This is a genomic window from Pantoea sp. PNT03 (assembly GCF_014852515.1).
Lineage (GTDB): Bacteria > Pseudomonadota > Gammaproteobacteria > Enterobacterales > Enterobacteriaceae > Pantoea > Pantoea leporis.
Genome location: NZ_JACVBT010000004.1, coordinates 429,239 through 449,274 on the forward strand (window position 1 = coordinate 429,239; position 20,036 = coordinate 449,274).

Below are 20,036 nucleotides of genomic sequence, written 5' to 3' on the forward strand. Positions count from 1 at the left end.
TTACCGGTCAATGGGTTGGGAGGTGCGAAACTATATATACCCGAGTTATAAGTTACAACCCCTTTTCTGGAAACCCAGAGGCACCTGGTGGTAGCATAACACGAACTTATTCTGCCAACGACGAACAAAGCTTATGTCTTTACAGAACGCAACGCCGAGTTACAACGCGCTGGCCGCGGCCCTTTCACAGCAGGGCGTGGGCATGACGCCAGCCGAAATGCATGGTCTCCTTTCCGGGATTCTGTGCGGCGGCAATCAGGATACCAGCTGGAAAACCATGGTTCACGATCTCACCAACGAAGGCATGGCATTTTCGCAGAGCCTGTCTCAGCCGCTGCAGGCGCTGCATGAAAGCCTGGCGACCACGCTGGAAGACGAAGGTTTTATGTTCCAGCTGATGTTGCCGGAAGACGATGACATCACGGTATTCGATCGCGCGGATGCGCTGGCCGGTTGGGTAAACCACTTCCTGCTCGGTTTGGGTGTCACACAACCGAAGCTGGAGAAAGTGACCGGCGAAACTGGCGAAGCGATTGACGATCTGCGCACTATCGCACAACTTGGCTATGACGAAGATGAAGATCAGGAAGAGCTGGAGCAGTCACTCGAAGAGGTGATTGAGTACGTGCGCGTTGCCGCTCTGCTGTGCCATGACACCTTCACGCGTCCGCATCAGCCAACGGCACCAGAAGTACAGAAACCTACGCTACATTAAGCGCGTCAATGCGGGTGCGTTGTAGCCCGTCTTCAACAGGGAGTGCAAACATGATTACCTTGGATACGTTTCAACAACGTCGTCAGGCGCTGATTGCCCGCATGGCGCCAGGCAGTGCGGCGTTAATTTTTGCTGCACCTGAAGTGACGCGCAGCAACGACACCGAATACAGCTTTCGTCAAAACAGCGACTTCTGGTACTTCACCGGTTTTAATGAACCGCAGGCGCTGCTGGTCTTAATCAAAAGTGATGATAAGCACAATCACAGTGTGCTGTTCAATCGCGTGCGTGACCTGACGGCCGAAATCTGGTTTGGTCGCCGCCTTGGCCAGGATGCCGCACCGGCGAAACTGGGTGTCGATCGCGCTTTGCCGTGGGATGACATCGGCGAGCAGCTGCATCAACTGCTTAACGGCCTGGATGTGGTTTACCACGCGCAGGGCGAATACGCAGAAGCCGATCAGCTGGTGTTCAGCGCGCTGGACAAACTGCGTCGCGGCTTCCGTCAAAACCTTAGCGCGCCCGACACAGTTACCGACTGGCGTCCGTGGGTGCACGACATGCGCCTGTTCAAAAGCGTAGAAGAGATTGAGATTCTGCGCCGCGCCGGCAAAATCAGCGCGCTGGCGCACACGCGAGCGATGCAAGCCTGTCGTCCGGGCATGTTCGAATATCAGCTGGAAGGCGAAATTCATCACGAATTCAATCGCCACGGCGCGCGTTTCCCCTCGTACAACACCATTGTCGGTTCGGGCGAAAACGGCTGTATTCTGCACTACACCGAAAACGAATCGGAAATGCGCGATGGCGACTTAGTGCTGATTGACGCAGGCTGTGAATTCCACGGCTACGCGGGCGATATCACCCGCACCTTCCCGGTCAACGGCACCTTCAGCGAGCCGCAGCGCGCCATCTACGACATTGTGCTGGCTTCGCTCTACAAAGCGTTATCGATGTTCCGTCCGGGCATCAGCATCCATGACGTCAACGACGAGGTGGTGCGTATTATGATTACCGGCCTGGTCGATCTCGGCATTCTGGATGGCAATATCGATACGCTGTTTGAAGAGCAGGCGCATCGTCCTTTCTTCATGCACGGTTTGAGTCACTGGCTGGGGCTGGATGTGCACGATGTCGGCCATTACGGCACGCCAAGCCGCGACCGCGTGCTGGAGCCGGGCATGGTGCTGACGGTTGAGCCTGGCTTGTATATCGCGCCAGATGCCAAAGTACCGCCACAATATCGCGGCATTGGCATTCGCATCGAAGATGACATCGTTATCACCGCCGACGGCAACGAAAATCTCACCGACAGCGTAGTCAAAGACGCTGACGCGATTGAAGCCTTGATGGCGGCGGCACGTCACGCATGAGCATTTTGATTGCCGGCGGCGGCATGACCGGTGCGACTCTGGCGCTGGCGATTTCACATCTGACGCAAGGCCAACTGCCGGTTACCCTGATTGAGCGCAGCCAGCCCGACAGCCGCGCACATCCTGGCTTTGACGGACGCGCGATTGCCCTGGCTGCTGGCACCTGTCAGCAGTTAGCAGATATCGATCTGTGGCGCTCACTGGCCGATTGCGCCACGCCCATCACCGATATTCACGTTTCCGATCGCGGTCATACCGGCTTTGTTTCGCTTAAAGCGCAAGATCATCAGTTGCCTGCGCTCGGTCAGGTGGTTGAACTGTTTGATGTCGGCCAGCGGCTGTTTCAACGCCTGCAAAAAGCGTCAGGCGTCACGCTGCGCTGCCCGGATCATGTAACTTCGGTAGCGCGTACGGCGGATAATGTGAAGGTGATGTTGAACAGCGGCGAACAGCTGGCAGGCGCATTACTGGTGGCCGCCGACGGTTCGCGTTCACCTTTAGGCGCGTCCTGCGGTATCACCTGGCAGCGCGACGATTATCAGCAGTTGGCGGTTATCGCCAACGTGTCGACGCAGTTGCCGCATCAGGGCCGCGCCTTTGAGCGCTTTACCGAATACGGCCCGCTGGCGCTGTTGCCGATGTCCGGCAACCGCATGTCGCTGGTGTGGTGCCACCCGCTTGAGGCGCAAGCAACGATTAAGCAGTGGGATGATGCGACCTTCCTGCAAGAACTGCAGCGCGCATTCGGCTGGCGTCTGGGGCGCTTCACGCATACCGGTCAACGCGAGCATTATCCGCTGGCGCTGCAAACCGCCGAACGTCAGGTGACACATCGTCTGGCGCTGGTGGGCAACGCGGCGCAAACGCTGCATCCCATTGCCGGACAAGGCTTCAACCTGGGTCTGCGCGACGTGATGTCGCTGGCGGAAACGCTGGCAGGCGCATATCGTCAGCAGAAAGATCCCGGCAGTTTCGCGGTATTACAGCATTTTGCCGCGCGACGTCAGCCCGATCGTGCCGCCACTGTTGGCGTCACTGACGGTTTAGTCCGACTGTTTGCTAACCGCTATGCGCCGTTGGTAGCAGGACGAAATCTTGGGCTGGTGGCGATGGACCATCTGCCTTGGCTACGAAATCCACTTGCCGCGCGCACGCTCGGCTGGGTTAAGCGTTAAGCACGAATTAAGGGGCAGCAATGCAAACTTTTGATGTGGCAATTGCCGGAGGCGGCATGGTGGGTTTGGCCGTCGCCTGCGGACTCCAAGGCAGCGGCTTACGCGTTGCCGTGCTGGAAAAAGCACCCGAGCCACAGTTTGATCCGGCGGCCAATGCGTCGATTCGCGTCTCCGCCATCAACGCTGCCAGTGAACGTCTGCTGCAAAAGCTCGATGTCTGGTCGAGCATCCTGGCGCTGCGCGCCAGCGCCTATCACGGCATGGAAGTGTGGGATCAGGACAGCTTTGGCTCAATCAGCTTTGATGATGAGCAGCAGGGTTTATCGCATCTTGGCCATATTATTGAAAACGAAGTGATCCATAGCGCGTTGTGGCAGCGTGCCAGTCAGAGCAGCGATATTACGCTGTTTGCCCCGGCGCAGCTGCAGCAAGTGGCGTTTGGCGACAACGAAGCCTTCATTACGTTGCAGGATGGCAGCATGATGAGCGCACGTTTGCTGGTGGCGGCCGACGGCGCCAATTCGTGGCTGCGCGATAAAGCGGATATCCCGCTGACTTTCTGGGATTACGAGCATCACGCGCTGGTGGCGAACATCCGCACCGATATGCCGCATGATGCGATTGCGCGTCAGGTGTTTCACGGCGACGGTATTCTGGCGTTCCTGCCGATGCAGGATCCACACTTATGCTCGATCGTCTGGTCGCTCGCGCCACAGGAAGCGGCACGCCTGCAATCGATGCCGGAAGCGCTATTTAATCAGCAGCTGTCGGTGGCGTTTGATATGCGGCTTGGCTTGTGTCAGGTCGAGAGTGAACGTAAAACCTTCCCGTTGACGGCACGTTATGCGCGTAACTTTGCCGCGCACCGTTTGGCGCTGGTCGGCGATGCCGCCCACACCATCCATCCGCTGGCCGGGCAGGGCGTAAATCTCGGCTTTATGGATGCGGCTGAATTAATTGGTGAAATTCGTCGATTGCATCAGGAAGGCAAAGACATTGGTCAGCATCTCTATCTGCGTCGCTATGAGCGCAGCCGCAAGCACAGTGCGGCGATGATGCTGGCGGGGATGCAGGGTTTCCGCGAGCTGTTTGCTGGCACTCATCCCGCGAAAAAGCTGCTGCGTGATGTTGGTCTCAAGCTCGCCGACACGTTACCTGGCGTTAAACCGCTGATGCTGAAACAGGCGATGGGGCTTAACGATCTACCCAGATGGATACGCTAATCATCTCAGCTGACGGCGCCCAATTGGGCGCCGTTTTTCTTTGCTGCACCCCAATGATGCAGCGATGCACCGCGATCGCGCCTCGTTTGATTTATTCTAATTTGACGCATTAATTCGCATTAGATTAATTCATGTCATAGCCCTGCGCATGCCGGACCATTTCTTAATCCTGTGGCGTGTATTCCCTCAATTTGCTGCATGAAAGTAATTTAGTCGTATTTTGTGCGAGGCTAATCACAATAATGCAGTGATTTATGCTGGGCACTGTTCGATGATTTGATGAAAGGTGGTAGTGTTTCGCCCTCGTTTTCCTCATGGTTAATTGCCACATTAGGTGATAACTTCAGCACAAAGAGAACGTTTGCGTCAGCCTCATTAGGCGACGCAGGCGCGTCACACTCACTTGTCTTTACAGGATGGTTATGACTCAGCAAACGCCTCTATTCGAACAGCATCAGGCAAGCGGTGCACGCATGGTGGACTTCCACGGTTGGATGATGCCGCTGCATTACGGCTCGCAAATGGATGAGCATCACGCGGTGCGTAACGATGCCGGCATGTTTGATGTTTCCCACATGACCATCGTCGATCTGCACAGCGCACGTACCCGCGAATTCCTGCGCTATCTGCTGGCAAACGATGTCGCCAAGCTGACCCAGCCGGGCAAAGCCCTGTATACCGGCATGTTGAATGCCTCTGCTGGCGTCATTGATGATTTGATTGTTTACTTTATGAGCGAAGATTTCTTCCGTCTGGTGGTGAACTCCGCTACGCGAGAGAAAGATTTAGCCTGGATTAAACAGCATGCGCAGCCGTTTGGCGTTGAGCTGACCGAACGTGACGATCTGGCGCTGATTGCGGTGCAAGGTCCAAACGCGCAGCAGAAAGCACAAACGCTGTTGAGCGCCGCTCAGCGTGATGCCGTTGCCGGCATGAAACCCTTCTTTGGCGTGCAGGCCGAAAACCTGTTTATCGCTACCACCGGCTACACCGGCGAAGCGGGTTATGAGATTGCCATGCCAGCGACTGAAGCTGCCGCTTTCTGGCAGCAGCTGTTGGCCGCAGGCGTTAAACCGGCTGGACTCGGTGCGCGTGACACGCTGCGTCTGGAAGCGGGCATGAACCTGTACGGTCAGGAGATGGATGAGGGCGTTTCGCCGCTCGCCGCCAATATGGGCTGGACCATCAGTTGGGAACCTGCCGATCGCGATTTCATTGGCCGTGATGCTCTGCAAGCGCAGCGCGAGCACGGCACCGAACAGCTGGTTGGCCTGGTGATGACCGAAAAAGGGGTGCTGCGTAACGGGTTAACGGTGCGCTTCACCGATCAACAAGGTCAGCCGCAGCAAGGTATTATTACCAGTGGTTCCTTCTCACCAACCCTGGGTTACAGCATCGCGCTGGCGCGTGTGCCAGCCGGCATTGGTGATCAGGCGATTGTGGAAATCCGCAACCGTGAAATGCCCGTGAAAGTTACCAAACCGATTTTTGTTCGCGCCGGTAAGCCGGTTGCCCAGTAATTTTTTTTCAGGAGAAATGGCCAATGAGCAATGTGCCAAGTGAATTGAAATACCGCGATAGCCACGAATGGGTCCGTAAAGAAGCCGACGGCACCTTCACTGTGGGTATCACCGAACACGCACAGGAACTGCTGGGCGATATGGTGTTTGTCGATCTGCCAGACGTCGGTGCCACCTTCGCGGCCGGTGATGACTGCGCCGTTGCGGAGTCGGTGAAAGCGGCTTCAGACATCTACGCGCCACTGAGCGGTGAGATTGTGGCGGTGAACGACAATCTGGGCGATTCGCCAGAGCTGGTCAACAGCGCGCCGTACGCCGATGGTTGGCTGTTCCGCATCAAAGCCAGCGACGAATCAGAACTCGACGCGATGCTGGATGCCGATGCCTATAAAGCCGCAATCGACGAGTAACCGGTAGTGGCAGAAGGTGGCGCGCTGCGTCGCCTTCTTTTTTATCTGCCTGATTTAACGCCATTTTTGTAACCCAGCCCGATTCAGGATTTACTGCAAATGACCCAGACTCTCAGCCAGCTTGAACACAACGGTGCTTTCATTGAGCGCCACATCGGTCCTACGCCGGAACAACAGGCCTTAATGCTGGAAGCGATTGGTGCCAGTTCGCTCTCCTCATTGATCAGTTCTATTGTGCCTGCCGACATCCAACTGCCAGGCCCGCCTGCAGTAGGCATTGCGGCGACCGAGCAGCAAGCGCTGGCAGAGCTGAAAGCCATTGCCAGTCAGAACCAACGCTATAAATCCTGGATCGGCATGGGCTACAGCGCGGTGATCACGCCGCCCGTCATCCTGCGCAATATGCTGGAAAATCCAGGCTGGTACACCGCGTATACGCCGTATCAGCCAGAAGTGTCGCAGGGCCGTCTTGAGGCGCTGCTCAACTTCCAAACTCTGACGCTGGATCTGACCGGTCTGGACATCGCTTCCGCGTCACTGCTGGACGAAGCGACCGCTGCTGCTGAAGCAATGGCGATGGCCAGGCGCGTTAGCAAACTGAAAAGCGCCACCAAATTCTTCATCGCCGATGACATCCACCCACAGACGCTGGATGTGGTGCGCACCCGCGCAGAAACCTTTGGGTTTGAACTGATTATTGATCGTGCTGACAAGGTGCTGGATCACGATGATCTGTTCGGCGTGTTGTTGCAACAGGTGGGTACGCACGGTGAAGTGCACGATTACCGCTCACTGATTGCCGAGCTGAAAAGCCGCAAAGTGGTGGTGAGCGTAGCCGCAGATTTCATGGCGCTGGTGCAGCTAGAGGCGCCAGGCAAGCAGGGCGCAGATATCGTCTTTGGTTCTGCCCAGCGTTTCGGCGTGCCGATGGGTTACGGCGGACCACACGCCGCGTTCTTCGCCAGCCGCGACGAGCACAAACGCTCGATGCCTGGTCGCATTATTGGTGTATCGCGCGATGCCGCCGGGAACACCGCGCTGCGTATGGCGATGCAAACCCGCGAGCAACATATTCGTCGTGAGAAAGCCAACTCCAACATCTGTACATCGCAGGTGCTGCTGGCGAATATCGCCGGTCTCTACGCGGTGTATCACGGTCCGGTTGGCCTGAAACGCATTGCCTCACGTATTCACCGTCTGACCAGCATTCTGGCCGCGGGCCTGCAAAACGGTGGCCTGAAGCTGCGCCACAACAGCTGGTTCGATACGCTGACGGTTGAAGTGGCCGATAAAGCGGCGGTGCTGAACCGCGCGCAGAGCTTCGGCGTCAACCTGCGCAGCGATATCCACAATGCGGTTGGCATTACGCTGGATGAAACCACCGCCCGTGAAGATGTGCTGGCGCTGTTCGCCATTCTGCTGGGCGATGCGCACGGTCAGGACATTGATGCGCTGGATGCCGCTGTTGCTGTGGAAAACAGTGCGATTCCGGCTGGTCAGGTGCGTGAAAGCGCCTTCCTGACGCACCCGGTGTTCAACCGTCATCACAGCGAAACTGAGATGATGCGCTACATGCACAGCCTGGAGAAAAAAGATTTGGCGCTGAACCAGGCGATGATCCCACTCGGTTCGTGCACCATGAAACTTAACGCCGCGGCGGAGATGATTCCAATCACCTGGCCGGAATTTGCCGAACTGCATCCATTCTGCCCGGCTGAGCAGGCGTCGGGTTATCTGCAGATGATTGGCCAGTTGTCGCAATGGCTGGTGCAGTTGACTGGCTACGATGCGCTGTGCATGCAGCCCAACTCAGGTGCGCAGGGCGAATACGCCGGCCTGCTGGCGATTCGTCGTTACCACGAAAGTCGTAACGAAGGCGGCCGTAATGTTTGCCTGATCCCGAGCTCGGCGCACGGCACCAATCCGGCATCGGCGCAGATGGCGGGCATGTCAGTTGTGGTGGTGGCGTGTGATAAACAAGGCAACATCGATCTTGGCGATCTGCGTGAGAAAGCCGCGCAGGTGGGTGAGCAGCTGTCGTGCATCATGGTGACCTATCCGTCAACACACGGCGTTTATGAAGAAACCATTCGCGAGGTGTGCCAGATCGTGCATCAGCACGGCGGCCAGGTGTATCTCGACGGCGCCAACATGAATGCGCAGGTCGGTATCACCACGCCAGGTTATATCGGCGCGGATGTATCGCACCTTAACCTGCACAAAACCTTCTGTATCCCGCACGGCGGTGGCGGCCCGGGTATGGGCCCAATCGGCGTGAAAGCGCATCTTGCACCGTTCGTGCCAGGTCACAGCGTGGTGCAAATTGATGGCGTGCTGACACAGCAGGGCGCGGTATCTGCCGCACCGTTTGGTAGCGCATCGATTTTGCCAATCAGCTGGATGTATATCCGTATGATGGGCGCAGAAGGTCTGAAGCAAGCGAGTTCGGTGGCGATCCTGAACGCCAACTACATTGCCAGCCGTCTGCAATCGGCCTATCCGATTCTGTATGCCGGCCGCGATGGCCGCGTGGCGCACGAATGTATTCTCGACATTCGTCCGCTGAAAGAGCAGACAGGTATCAGCGAGCTGGATATTGCTAAACGTCTGATCGATTACGGGTTCCACGCACCAACGATGTCATTCCCGGTTGCGGGAACGCTGATGGTTGAACCCACGGAATCGGAAAGCAAAATCGAGCTGGATCGCTTTATCGATGCGATGCTGGCTATTCGCATGGAAATCGATCGCGTTGCCGATGGCGAATGGCCGCTGGAAGATAATCCGCTGGTGAACGCACCGCACACGCAGACAGAAATCGTCGGCGACTGGGCGCATCCGTATACCCGTGAGCTGGCCGTATTCCCTGCCGGTAGCGCCAATAAATACTGGCCGACGGTGAAACGTCTGGATGATGTATTTGGCGATCGCAATGTCTTCTGTTCGTGTGTACCAATGAGCGAATACCAATAATTTAGCCGTCATACTTTGAGCCACAGCGGCGTTGGCTGCGCTCATTCACCCCGGTCACTTACTGATGTAAGCTCCCGGGGATGAATGAACTTGCCGCCTTGCTGTATCTCAAATTATTTAGGCTAAAGTAGCGGGTGATATTTATGAAAGGGCCGATTGTTCGGCCCTTTTTTGTGGAGGCAAAAATGGATCTGGCTTTGATTACCGGCGGTAGTCGCGGCATTGGACGCGCAACCGCACTATCGCTGGCGCAGGCGGGTTATCGCGTGGCGATCAACTATCGTCAGCGTGCAGCCGAAGCGGCAAGCGTGGTGGCAGAGATTGAAGCGCAGGGCGGCAGTGCGTTTGCGCTGCAGGCCGATATTGGCGATGAAGCGCAGGTCATACGTATGTTTGCCGAATTGGACCAGCAAGAGGGCGTGCTGCGAGTGCTGGTGAATAATGCCGGTATTTTGTTTACCCAATGTCGGGTGGAAGATCTGGATGCCGAACGTATTCAGCGCGTATTCGCCACCAACGTTACCGGCACGTTCATCTGCTGTCGTGAGGCGGTAAAACGCATGGGCACGCATCATGGCGGCAAAGGGGGCGCCATCGTCAATGTGTCATCCGCTGCGTCACGTCTCGGTGCGCCAGGCGAATATGTGGATTACGCCGCCTCAAAAGGGGCGATGGATACGCTGACTAAAGGGTTGTCGCTGGAAGTGGCATCGCAAGGCATTCGCGTCAACAGCGTGCGTCCTGGCCTTATTTATACCGACATGCACGCCGATGGCGGCGAGCCGGGTCGGGTCGATCGCCTGGCGAGCGCATTGCCAATGGGACGCGGCGGCCAGGCAGAAGAGATTGCTGCAGCAATTGTCTGGCTAGCGAGCGATGCCGCGTCTTATGTGACGGGCACCTTTATTGATGCGGCTGGCGGACGATAATCACCAAGCCGGTATCAATACCGACCCCATAAAACAGTATCCGTGCGGAGTGTCGCCTTGCATGGCGACCGACTCATTCAACCCCTCGCCTGTCACACCCACTCACAGATTTATTTTAGCGTACATGTGTACTCTGAAAATTATCCCGGTTACTCTGGTTGCTCAGAAATAGCACACTCGCTTTTTCCGTTGTTCAGGAATCCCCTCATGGTTCAAACCCCAGTTATTGCCCAGGGCTACTCATTGGCAGAAGAGATCGCCAATAGTATCAGCCACGGAATCGGCTGCATTTTCGGCATCATCGGCCTGGTGTTGATGTTGACACAAGCCGTTGAATCCCAAGCTAACGTTACCGCGATCACCAGTTACAGCCTGTACGGCGGCAGCATCATTCTGCTCTATCTCGCCTCAACGCTGTATCACGCCATTCCCCATCAAAAAGCCAAATACTGGCTGAAGAAATTTGACCACTGCGCCATTTATCTGTTGATTGCTGGCACTTATACGCCTTTCTTGCTGGTGGGGCTCAATTCGCCGCTGGCACAGGGCTTAATGGTGGTGATCTGGAGCCTGGCGCTGGCCGGTATTCTGTTTAAAATCGCCTTTGCCCACCGCTTTGAAGCGCTGTCGCTGGTGACCTATCTCGGTATGGGATGGTTGTCGCTGGTGGTGATTTATCAGCTGGCGATCAAACTGTCGCCGGGCGGGATTTGGCTGCTGGCTGCCGGTGGCATTGTCTATTCGCTAGGAGTGATATTCTACGTCTCGCGCCGTATTCCTTACAGTCACGCCATCTGGCACGGTTTTGTGCTCGGCGGCAGCGTATTGCACTTCTGCGCGATTTATTTTTATGTGATGTAAGCTCAATCCAGGTCGCCGAAAATGGCGACCTTACGTGTTTAGTACGGACCCGGCCCGCAATTATTCGGTTAATGAATACGGCAGCGGCTGAATGGTCAATTTGCCACTTTCGTCGCCTTCCACGCGCAATACGCTATCTGGCTCCAAATCATTATTCATCACCACCTGTACCCAAACGCTGCCGTCATCCAGCTGCACGCCGCTCAATACGGTGCCGGTGCGACGCCATTTATCGCCCATCTGCAGCTCCATCGAACCGCCAACCTCCGGCACTTTGCTGGCTTTACCTGCCAGCCAATAGAGTGCGCGTTTGTTCGCACCGCGGAATTTGGCGCGTGCCACCATTTCCTGGCCGGTGTAACACCCTTTTTTGAAGCTGATGGCATCCAGCGCCTGTAGGTTAGTGGCTTGTGGAATCAACTGCGCGCTGGTGGCGCTTTCAATCACCGGAATGCCCGCTTCAATATCCAGCGCCAGCCATTGCAGGCTGTCGTTGAACTGCGCTTCTCCCGCCAGTTTCTCTTTCAACGCATTCGCCTGTTCTGGCGTGGTCACCAGCAGGAAACGTTCGGCTGGCTGATCAAACCACAAAAGCGTGCTCTCACCTTGCTGTACTACCGGCGTTTCCGCATCCGGCAGTGTGCTGAATACGCCTGCCAGCGCGGCGCGCGCCTGGAAACCGGCAACGCCGAGCAGCACCGCTTCATCGTCAGCCACGATGGTGACTTTGGCGAACACCGCGTATTTCTTCAGTTCGGTAAGCTGCTGCTCACGCAGGTTGCGACGCACCACGTAAGCGTAACCTTCGCTGCGATGGAACAGACGAATGTTGCTCCACATTTTGCCTTTGGCATCGCAGTGCGCGGCGGGACGATGCTGCGTCTCGCCCATCGCCGCGACATCCAGCGTCAACTGACCTTGCAGATAAGACGTGCTGTCGTTGCCCTGCACCTTAACCAGCGCCCATTCGTCGAGCGAAATCAGGGTTAAAGGCAGGCGTGACGATGCAGCAGGCTGGCGAGGTGGAAGGGTAAAAATCGACATGTCTCTTTCCTGATTAATGAGGTAATAGGTTGCAATGGTAAAAGAGCAGTGCGGCTTTGCAACCTGTTTACTGAATATGGCGCACAAATCGCGTGATACCCATTGCAAACTGGGGGATGTAACACCGAGGTATTGCACAGGGTTAAGCACAGCGCCTGCAGCGAGAAAAAAAAGCAGGTACACTGAGCCCCACTGTTTTTAGTCATGGAACCTGAGACATGGAAATTAACGACAAAGCCCGCGTCCAATGGGCATGCCGTCGCGGCATGCTGGAGCTGGATATGGCTATCATGCCGTTTTTCAAATTTGAATATGATTCGCTGAACGACACCGATAAGCAGGTTTTTATCGCACTACTAAAGAGTGACGATCCCGATCTGTTCAACTGGTTGATGAATCACGGTGAACCGGTTGATCCCGAGTTCAAACGTATGGTGAAACTGATTCAGCAGCGTAACCGTGAACGCGGTCCGGTGGCAATGTGATCTGCGAGCGTCACGCAGTGCGCGCGCACTGAATGTGACGCTTTCTCTACTGTGCACCGGTTTGCTGCTGGCGCTGGAGTGGCCTGATGCGTGGGCGTGGAGCAAAGCGCCGGTGTTAGTGCTGCTGCTGGCGGAGTGCTGGCGTAACGAGCGCCGTTTGGTTCAGCGCGTAGGTCATTTGGTGCTGGACGTGAAGGGCAATTGGCTGTGGCGCGGCGTGCGCTGGCGAGCGGAACGTAAGGCGGATTGGTTGCCGTATGGCGTTTTGCTGGTGCTGCGTAATCAGCAGGGAAAACGCTGGCGGCTGTGGTTAATGCATGACAATCTGCCGCCCGGTGAATGGCGCACGCTGCGCGCCTGCTGTTTTCTAAGGGATGGTCAAACGCTGCCTTAAAGCAGCGCTGCGGTTTCCGTCAGAATCTGTTCGCACCACTGCTCAATGCGCTCATCGCTCTGTTCGAACTGGTTAACATCGTCGAGCGCCAAACCGACAAACTGCGTGCCATCGGCGGTCAGCGGTTTTTTGCTGGTGAACTCATAGCCTTCCAGCGGCCAGTAACCCACAAACTGCACGCCCATCGGCTGCAGCAGTTCGTGCAGCATGCCCAGCGCATCAAGGAACCATTCGGCGTATTCGCCCTGATCGCCCATGCCGTACAGCGCCACGATTTTTCCGCGCAAATTCAGCGCCGGAATCTGTGGCCAAATCGCTTCCCAATCTTCCTGTAACTCACCGAAATCCCACGTCGGAATGCCGAGGATCAGCAAATCGTACTGCTCCATCAGCGACGGATCGTCATCTTTCAAATTGTGCAGCGTGACTAATTCTTCACCGATAAAGTCGCGAATCTTTTCCGCCGTCATCTCGGTGTAACAGGTGCTCGAACCATAAAACAAACCGATATTCATGCAATTAATGCTCTGTCTGAACCTGACTCGGGGGCAATTGTACCAGAAGCAGGCTACTTTCAGGCATAATGAGCACGATTTCACACGGGCGGAGAGTACAGTGCAGGACAGCGATCTGATCGAACAGTTTCTGGATGCGCTTTGGATTGAGCGTAATCTGGCGCAGAATACGCTCGCCTCTTACCGGCAGGATCTGCAAACGCTCACCGGCTGGCTGCATCACCACGATCGCACGCTATTAACGCTTGAAGCGCTTGATTTGCAGCAGTTTCTTGCCGAACGCGTTGAGGGCGGCTACAAAGCCACTAGCTCGGCGCGCACCCTCAGCGCCATTCGCCGCTTGTGCCAATATCTCTATCGGGAAAAAGTGCGCAGCGACGATCCCAGCGCGCTGCTGTCGGCACCAAAACTGCCGCAGCGTCTGCCGAAAGATCTCAGTGAAAACCAGGTCGAACGCTTACTGCAGGCACCGAGCATTGATGTGCCGCTCGAACTGCGCGACAAGGCGATGCTGGAGCTGCTGTACGCTACCGGTTTACGCGTAACGGAGCTGGTGGGTTTGACCATCAGCGATATCAGCCTGCGTCAGGGCGTGGTGCGCGTAATCGGTAAAGGCAACAAAGAGCGTCTTGTGCCGTTAGGTGAAGAAGCGGTTTACTGGATTGAATACTATATGGAACATGGTCGGCCGTGGCTGCTCAACGGGCAAACACTGGACGTGATGTTTCCCAGCCAGCGCGCACAGCAAATGACGCGGCAGACCTTCTGGCATCGCATTAAACACTATGCGACCCTTGCCGGTATCGATAGCGAAAAGCTGTCGCCGCACGTGCTGCGCCACGCATTTGCCACGCATTTACTGAACCACGGCGCCGATTTACGCGTCGTACAGATGTTGCTGGGCCACAGCGACCTCTCGACCACCCAAATTTATACGCACGTCGCCACTGAGCGCCTGCGTCTGTTACATCAACAGCATCATCCGCGCGCTTGAGATGCGGTAACAAGGATTTAAGATGAAAAAGCAGCTAACGATGCTGGCTCTGCTGGTCAGTGCATTCACTGGATTGGCGCATGCCGATGACAACGCTATTCAGCAAACGCTGAAAAAACTGGGATTGCAGCAGGCTGAAATCCAGCCGTCCCCGCTGCCGGGTATTAAAACGTTGCTGACCGAAAGCGGCGTGCTTTACGTCTCCGAAGACGGCAAGCACATGATTCAGGGCCCGCTGTATGATGTCAGCGGCACCCAGCCGATCAACGTTACCAACCAGCTGCTGGACAAAAAAGTTACTGCGCTGGCGCCAGACATGATTGTCTATAAAGCGCCGAAAGAGCAGCACGTCATCACCGTGTTCACCGACATCACCTGCGGCTACTGCCGCAAGCTGCATGAGCAGATGGCCGACTACAACGCGCTCGGCATCACCGTGCGCTATCTGGCCTTCCCACGTGAAGGTCTGAATGGTCAGGTAGAAAAAGCCATGCGCGCCATCTGGTGCAGCGCCGATCGTAACAAAGCTTTCGATGCAGCAATGAAAGGCGATGCGCCGCAGATGGATGCGCCAGCGACCTGCAAAATCAATATCGAGCAGCAGTACAAACTCGGCATCCTGTTTGGCATTCAGGGTACGCCAGCCATTCTCACGGATAGCGGCATGATGATTCCTGGCTATCAGGGACCGCAAGAGCTGAAGCAGGTGCTTGACGGCCAGAAGCGTGGCGGTTAACGCACAGTGATTCATTCTGTTGAATTGCGTCGGCGCGAAGCCGAGACCGAAGCCAGCTTACCCGCTGATTTGCCCCCTTTGCTGCGCCGCTTGTATCTGCAACGTGGCGTGAAAGAGGCGCTGGAACTGGAACGCGGCGCTAAACATCTGCTGCCGTGGCAAACGCTGGGCGGCATCGAAGCCGCCGTAACGTTGCTGCATCAGATGCTGCTGGCGGGCAAACGTATCGTGGTGGTGGGCGATTTCGATGCCGATGGCGCCACCAGCACCGCGTTAACCGTGCTGGCGCTGCGCAGCCTCGGCGGTAATGTGGATTATCTGGTGCCAAACCGTTTCGAAGATGGCTACGGTTTGAGTCCGGAAGTGGTCGAGCAGGCTAAAGCGCGCGGTGCGGAGATGATCCTCACCGTCGATAACGGCATCTCATCACATGCCGGAGTGGATACCGCGCATCAGCACGGCATTCCGGTGCTGGTTACCGATCACCACTTGCCGGGCGAAACCTTGCCCGCCGCCGAAGCGATTGTTAATCCGAACCTCAACGACAGCGAATTCCCCTCACGTTCGCTGGCGGGTGTTGGCGTGGCCTTCTATCTGATGCTGGCGCTGCGTGCGCACCTGCGTCAGCAAAACTGGTTTAGCGAGAGCCGCGCCGAGCCAAATCTGGCGGAGCTGCTGGATCTGGTGGCGCTGGGCACCGTGGCCGATGTGGTGCCGCTGGATGCCAACAACCGCATTCTGGTGTGGCAAGGTTTGAGCCGTATTCGCGCGGGCAAATGCCGTGCCGGGATTCGCGCGCTGCTGGAGATTGCCAACCGCGATGCGCGCCAACTCGCCGCCAGCGATCTCGGTTTTGCCGTGGGTCCGCGCCTGAATGCTGCCGGTCGTCTGGATGATATGTCGGTCGGCGTGGCGCTGCTGCTCACCGAAGATATTTCCCAGGCGCGCATGCTGGCGAATGAACTCGATGCGCTGAATCAGACGCGCAAAGAGATTGAGCAGGGCATGAAAAGCGAAGCGCTGGCGCTGTGCGATGAGCTGGAGCGTCAGCATACCGATCTGCCGCTTGGACTGGCGTTCTACCATCCCGAGTGGCATCAGGGCGTGGTGGGGATTCTGGCGTCGCGCCTGAAAGAGCGCTTCCATCGCCCGGTGATCGCCTTCGCCCCCGCCGGAGACGGCACGCTGAAAGGTTCGGGCCGCTCAATTGCGGGTTTGCATCTGCGCGATGCGCTGGAGCGTCTCGACACGCTGTTCCCTGGCTTAATGATCAAATTTGGTGGTCACGCCATGGCGGCCGGATTGTCACTGGAAACCGCGAAGTACGAGGAGTTCCGTGCGCGATTTGCCGCGTTGATTGATGAGTGGCTGGATGGCGAAGCGTTGCAGGGCGTGATTTGGTCGGACGGCGAACTGCATGCGCAGGAGTTTACCCTGCATACTGCCGAAATGCTGCGCGAGGCCGGTCCGTGGGGCCAGGCATTCCCGGAACCCGTGTTCGATGGCAAGTTCAAGCTGTTACAACAGCGGTTAGTGGGCGAGCGTCATTTGAAAGTGATGGTCGAGCCGCTCGGCGGCGGCCCGCTGTTGGATGGGATTGCCTTCAACGTGGATACCACGTTGTGGCCAGACAGCAGCGTGCGTCAGGTGCAGCTGGCCTACAAGCTGGATATCAACGAATACCGCGGCAATCGTTCGGTGCAATTGATCATCGATCACCTTTGGCCGCTGTAGTTCGCTACCAAAACGCGCAATGCATCGCGCCGCTACCTGTTCACGTATCCGTAGCGGCGCGATTTATCGCGCTCAGTTGACCGGTTAAACGTTTATCAGAAACTCACATCCACACCGCCGCGCAGCACTTTCTCGTCACCGCGATCGGCGAAGTGCTGATCGACGCGCAGGAACAGGCGCGCGCGTGACGTCTGCGCCACATCCAACCGCACACCTAACCACTGCGAACGGCGATCGAGCTGCATACCGGGAATCGTGAAACGGTTCTGGTCATCGCCAAATCCGCCCCAGCGCGCGCTGACATCCATCGACGGATTGTTGAATGCGTACTGATATTCGCCATACAGACTCAGCATGCTCCACAATCCAGCCGACCAATCCTGCCGTGCGCTGAGACTCAAACCGCTATATCCCACGCTGCGTCGATAGCTGTCGCCGTCGCCGCTTAGACCAAACGCGCTGCCCTTATCCTCAAACGCACCGGTATCCAGCCCCGTTTCACGCCAGCCGAGATAGGGTTCGAGGCGATAATTCTCCTCAATTGTCCAGCGATAGCCGCTTTGCAGCGCCGCCTGCCAGCTGTTGCTGCTGGTGGTCGATGACACCGGCGAAGCTTCATCCAGCAACACCAGACGTTTTAACTCATCGCGACCATGTTGATAGCTGAGATTGCCCTGCAGATACCATGCTGGCGTCAAATCGTAGCGGCCATACAGCATCGCGCCTTGCAGGCGATTACGGCTGGTGCCGCCAGTTTGGTCGTAGGTGGAGTCGATCTGATTCTGCGTCCAGGCCACGCCCACGCGCAGACCAGAAATACCCAAATCGCTATCCACGCCCAGTGCGGTAAGCGTGTTGCGGTAATTGGTGCCGAGGTAGCCCGCTTGATCCAGTGAACCGCGCAGTTGACCGCTCTCCAGCCAGAAACCGTAACGATTGTCAGCGCTGGCATCGGCGATACGGTTACTCAACAGGCGGCTTTGATAATCCAGCGCGTTAAACAGTACCGCGTTGCTGGAAGCGTGCGCCTGACCGGAAAGTGAATTGATGGCGGCCTGCGCACTGCGGGCATCTGCCAGCGACTGAAACGCTCCTGCTGCGCCCAGCGCTGACTGCTGCGCACTGCTCAGTGAACCCTGTTGCTGCCAGCTGTCCGCTACGCTAAACGCCTGCTCCAGATTCGCGGCCGTTTGCTGAGTGCTGGCGCTGTTCATGCCCAGCGCTGCCGCTACTGCTGTGGTATTTTTACGCGTCAGTTGGCCAGTGACGCTGTTAGCGTTGTAGCTGACCGAACCATCAAGAAACACGCCAGTATTGACCTGACTGAACTGGCCGCTAACACCCGCATCGCTGGTCAGCAGCGTTTCCTGCTGTTTCACCACATAAGTTGATGAGGGGGGCGCGAGGTTCAGCGTGCCGTCCAGCATAGAGTGGCCTGCTACACGCAGCGGGCTGTTTAACGCGATATTGAGCACGCCATTACTGCGTTGCTGGTAATCGCCTTGCACCTGCAAACCGCCGTTGACCGTTCCCTGATTGAGTAAGCTGCCGCCAATCACACCGCTGCCACCTAAAGTGCCACTGCCGCTGACGTTGGCACTGCCAGCAATCGCACCCTCAATCAGCAACGTATTGGCGGCAACGCTGGTCTGGCCGAGGTAACTGTTGTTAGCGGTTAACCGTAGCACGCCGCCATTATTGGCGCCGTCGAGTATCAGGCCACGATCCCCGCTGATGGCATTCGAGAAGACATAGCTACCCGCATCCAGGCTGGCGTGAAAATCATTGGCCCAGAACATTGCCGGACCGTTGAGCGCTTTCGCCTGGTTGAGGTCGCCCCAGCCGAAGGTGTTGTTGTAAGGCCGCCCGTTGGCGCTATCCGCAGCGCCTGCGTAAGCATCACTGCGATAAGTGGCGGTGGTCAGCAACGTTTGCTGCAGGTTGTAGCCGCTCATCCACGGAAAGCGCTGCAACACTTGCGAAGCGGCCGCAGCGGCGCGCGGTGCGGCAAACGAGGTGCCGTAGCTGCGCGCATTCACCCAGGTACCATCGGCGTTCTGAAAGCGATAATCGGTGTATCCCGGTGCGCTCAGGCACCATGCCGCAGCGTTGCCACAGGCATCAAACGGCCCGGTTAACGCCGCGCGGTTCGCCGTGTCATATGAGGTGCTGTCCATCACGCCGGTAACGGCCAGCATATTCTTTTGCAGTGCGCTGTCCTGATAAATCAGCGGCAGCTGCGCGTTAGGGGACGGTGTTGCAGTGCCGCCATTGCCGGTGATCACCACCGCCAAACCGTTAGCGGCCGCAATCTCACGCATGCTTTGCACCAGCACCTGATAGTGCGGCTGCGCATCGGATAGCGCCTGTGCGGAGGTTAAGCGCTCGCTGGAGGCGTACGACATATTGAAAACCCGCACGCCCTGGCTCAGCAGGCCGCTCACCGCACGGGCGGTATCGTCGTATTGAAAGATATTGTTCTGCGATGCCTGCGCCACATACAGCGTGCTGCCCGGCGACAGGCCTAATAACGTCAGCGCCACCACGGTGCCGTGACCGTTAATGCCCTGATTATCATTCAAACTACTGCCGCCGCCGACGTAGCTGGTGAACTGCACGTTGGCGTAATTGATTTCACTGCGATCGGGCGATAACCCTGAATCAATAATGCCGACTTTGCTGGCATTGCCTGAAGCGCTGGGCTGAGCTGGCGTGGGTGTCTCAGGGGTGCCGGTGGTGGGCGAGGTTGCCGCGCTACCGCCACCTCCGCCGCCGCCACCGCCTCCGCAGGCGGTAAGTAACAAAGGCATTAACAAGGCAAGCAGGCGCGGTGAAGTGCGCAAACCGGGAATAAACATCGATACTCCTTCATGTCTCTCAGGACATGTTGTGCCCGCTCACGTTTACGGGCGCTGATTACTGTGTCATTCCCTGTCGAAGCTGCGCATTCCTGGC

General features: G+C 57.0%; 17 protein-coding genes. 14 read left to right on the forward strand and 3 right to left on the reverse strand.

Translation table 11 applies throughout. The features are described 5' to 3' along the window. The first annotated feature begins 133 nt into the window (after positions 1-133). From IB226_RS16485 to IB226_RS16525, 9 genes are all read left to right on the forward strand, one after another. Positions 134-715 (forward strand): YecA family protein, encoded by a 582-nt coding sequence (locus IB226_RS16485; RefSeq protein ID WP_101761948.1) that lies wholly within the window; start codon positions 134-136, stop codon positions 713-715. Positions 716-765: 50 nt separating this feature from the next. Beyond that, entirely contained in the window at positions 766-2,088 is a 1,323-nt protein-coding gene (gene pepP / locus IB226_RS16490) for a Xaa-Pro aminopeptidase (protein ID WP_192236444.1), read from the forward strand. Further along, the gene (gene ubiH, locus IB226_RS16495) at positions 2,085-3,263 is read left to right on the forward strand and encodes a 2-octaprenyl-6-methoxyphenyl hydroxylase (protein ID WP_192236446.1); all 1,179 of its coding nucleotides are present in this window, start codon (positions 2,085-2,087) and stop codon (positions 3,261-3,263) included. Before pepP ends, ubiH begins: the two co-directional genes overlap by 4 nt. Positions 3,264-3,283: 20 nt before the next feature. Beyond that, positions 3,284-4,486, forward strand: a complete 1,203-nt coding sequence (ubiI, locus tag IB226_RS16500) for an FAD-dependent 2-octaprenylphenol hydroxylase (protein ID WP_101761951.1) — start codon at positions 3,284-3,286, stop codon at positions 4,484-4,486. A 422-nt stretch (positions 4,487-4,908) separates the two neighbouring features. Next, the gene (gene gcvT, locus IB226_RS16505; protein WP_192236448.1) at positions 4,909-6,006 is read left to right on the forward strand and encodes a glycine cleavage system aminomethyltransferase GcvT; all 1,098 of its coding nucleotides are present in this window, start codon (positions 4,909-4,911) and stop codon (positions 6,004-6,006) included. 23 nt (positions 6,007-6,029) lie between these two features. After that, positions 6,030-6,416 (forward strand): glycine cleavage system protein GcvH, encoded by a 387-nt coding sequence (gcvH, locus tag IB226_RS16510; protein ID WP_192236450.1) that lies wholly within the window; start codon positions 6,030-6,032, stop codon positions 6,414-6,416. Between the two features lie 99 nt (positions 6,417-6,515). After that, positions 6,516-9,389, forward strand: coding sequence for an aminomethyl-transferring glycine dehydrogenase (gene gcvP / locus IB226_RS16515; RefSeq protein WP_192236452.1), 2,874 nt, complete (start codon positions 6,516-6,518; stop codon positions 9,387-9,389). A gap of 185 nt (positions 9,390-9,574) precedes the next feature. Beyond that, the gene (locus IB226_RS16520) at positions 9,575-10,318 is read left to right on the forward strand and encodes an SDR family oxidoreductase (RefSeq protein ID WP_110867989.1); all 744 of its coding nucleotides are present in this window, start codon (positions 9,575-9,577) and stop codon (positions 10,316-10,318) included. Between the two features lie 207 nt (positions 10,319-10,525). Further along, entirely contained in the window at positions 10,526-11,179 is a 654-nt protein-coding gene (locus tag IB226_RS16525; RefSeq protein ID WP_110867988.1) for a hemolysin III family protein, read from the forward strand. A gap of 60 nt (positions 11,180-11,239) precedes the next feature. Here the strand turns inward: IB226_RS16525 and ygfZ are convergent, their stop codons facing one another. Continuing rightward, positions 11,240-12,223 (reverse strand): tRNA-modifying protein YgfZ, encoded by a 984-nt coding sequence (gene ygfZ, locus IB226_RS16530; protein ID WP_101761957.1) that lies wholly within the window; start codon positions 12,221-12,223, stop codon positions 11,240-11,242. A 218-nt stretch (positions 12,224-12,441) separates the two neighbouring features. Here ygfZ and sdhE point away from each other — a divergent pair, with 218 nt between their 5' ends. Together sdhE and IB226_RS16540 are read left to right on the forward strand one after the other, a co-directional pair. Continuing rightward, complete coding sequence (gene sdhE, locus IB226_RS16535) at positions 12,442-12,708, forward strand: FAD assembly factor SdhE (protein ID WP_101761958.1); 267 nt, start codon at positions 12,442-12,444, stop codon at positions 12,706-12,708. A gap of 34 nt (positions 12,709-12,742) precedes the next feature. Next, positions 12,743-13,102, forward strand: a complete 360-nt coding sequence (locus tag IB226_RS16540; protein WP_233501811.1) for a protein YgfX — start codon at positions 12,743-12,745, stop codon at positions 13,100-13,102. Here IB226_RS16540 and fldB read toward each other — a convergent pair. Next, positions 13,099-13,617, reverse strand: coding sequence for a flavodoxin FldB (gene fldB / locus IB226_RS16545; RefSeq protein ID WP_101761960.1), 519 nt, complete (start codon positions 13,615-13,617; stop codon positions 13,099-13,101). The genes IB226_RS16540 and fldB overlap by 4 nt on opposite strands. Before the next feature lie 100 nt (positions 13,618-13,717). Between fldB and xerD the strand changes: the two genes are divergently transcribed. The 3 genes from xerD to recJ are packed head-to-tail and all read left to right on the forward strand — an operon-like array spanning position 13,718 to position 17,081. Beyond that, positions 13,718-14,611, forward strand: coding sequence for a site-specific tyrosine recombinase XerD (gene xerD, locus IB226_RS16550; protein WP_008108233.1), 894 nt, complete (start codon positions 13,718-13,720; stop codon positions 14,609-14,611). A gap of 22 nt (positions 14,612-14,633) precedes the next feature. Next, positions 14,634-15,347, forward strand: a complete 714-nt coding sequence (gene dsbC, locus IB226_RS16555; protein ID WP_192236461.1) for a bifunctional protein-disulfide isomerase/oxidoreductase DsbC — start codon at positions 14,634-14,636, stop codon at positions 15,345-15,347. Positions 15,348-15,353: 6 nt separating this feature from the next. Next, the gene (gene recJ, locus IB226_RS16560; protein WP_101761963.1) at positions 15,354-17,081 is read left to right on the forward strand and encodes a single-stranded-DNA-specific exonuclease RecJ; all 1,728 of its coding nucleotides are present in this window, start codon (positions 15,354-15,356) and stop codon (positions 17,079-17,081) included. 95 nt (positions 17,082-17,176) lie between these two features. On the opposite strand, the gene IB226_RS16565 is transcribed toward recJ, so the two are convergent. Further along, positions 17,177-19,939, reverse strand: coding sequence for an autotransporter domain-containing protein (locus tag IB226_RS16565; RefSeq protein WP_192236470.1), 2,763 nt, complete (start codon positions 19,937-19,939; stop codon positions 17,177-17,179). Positions 19,940-20,036: the final 97 nt, after the last annotated feature.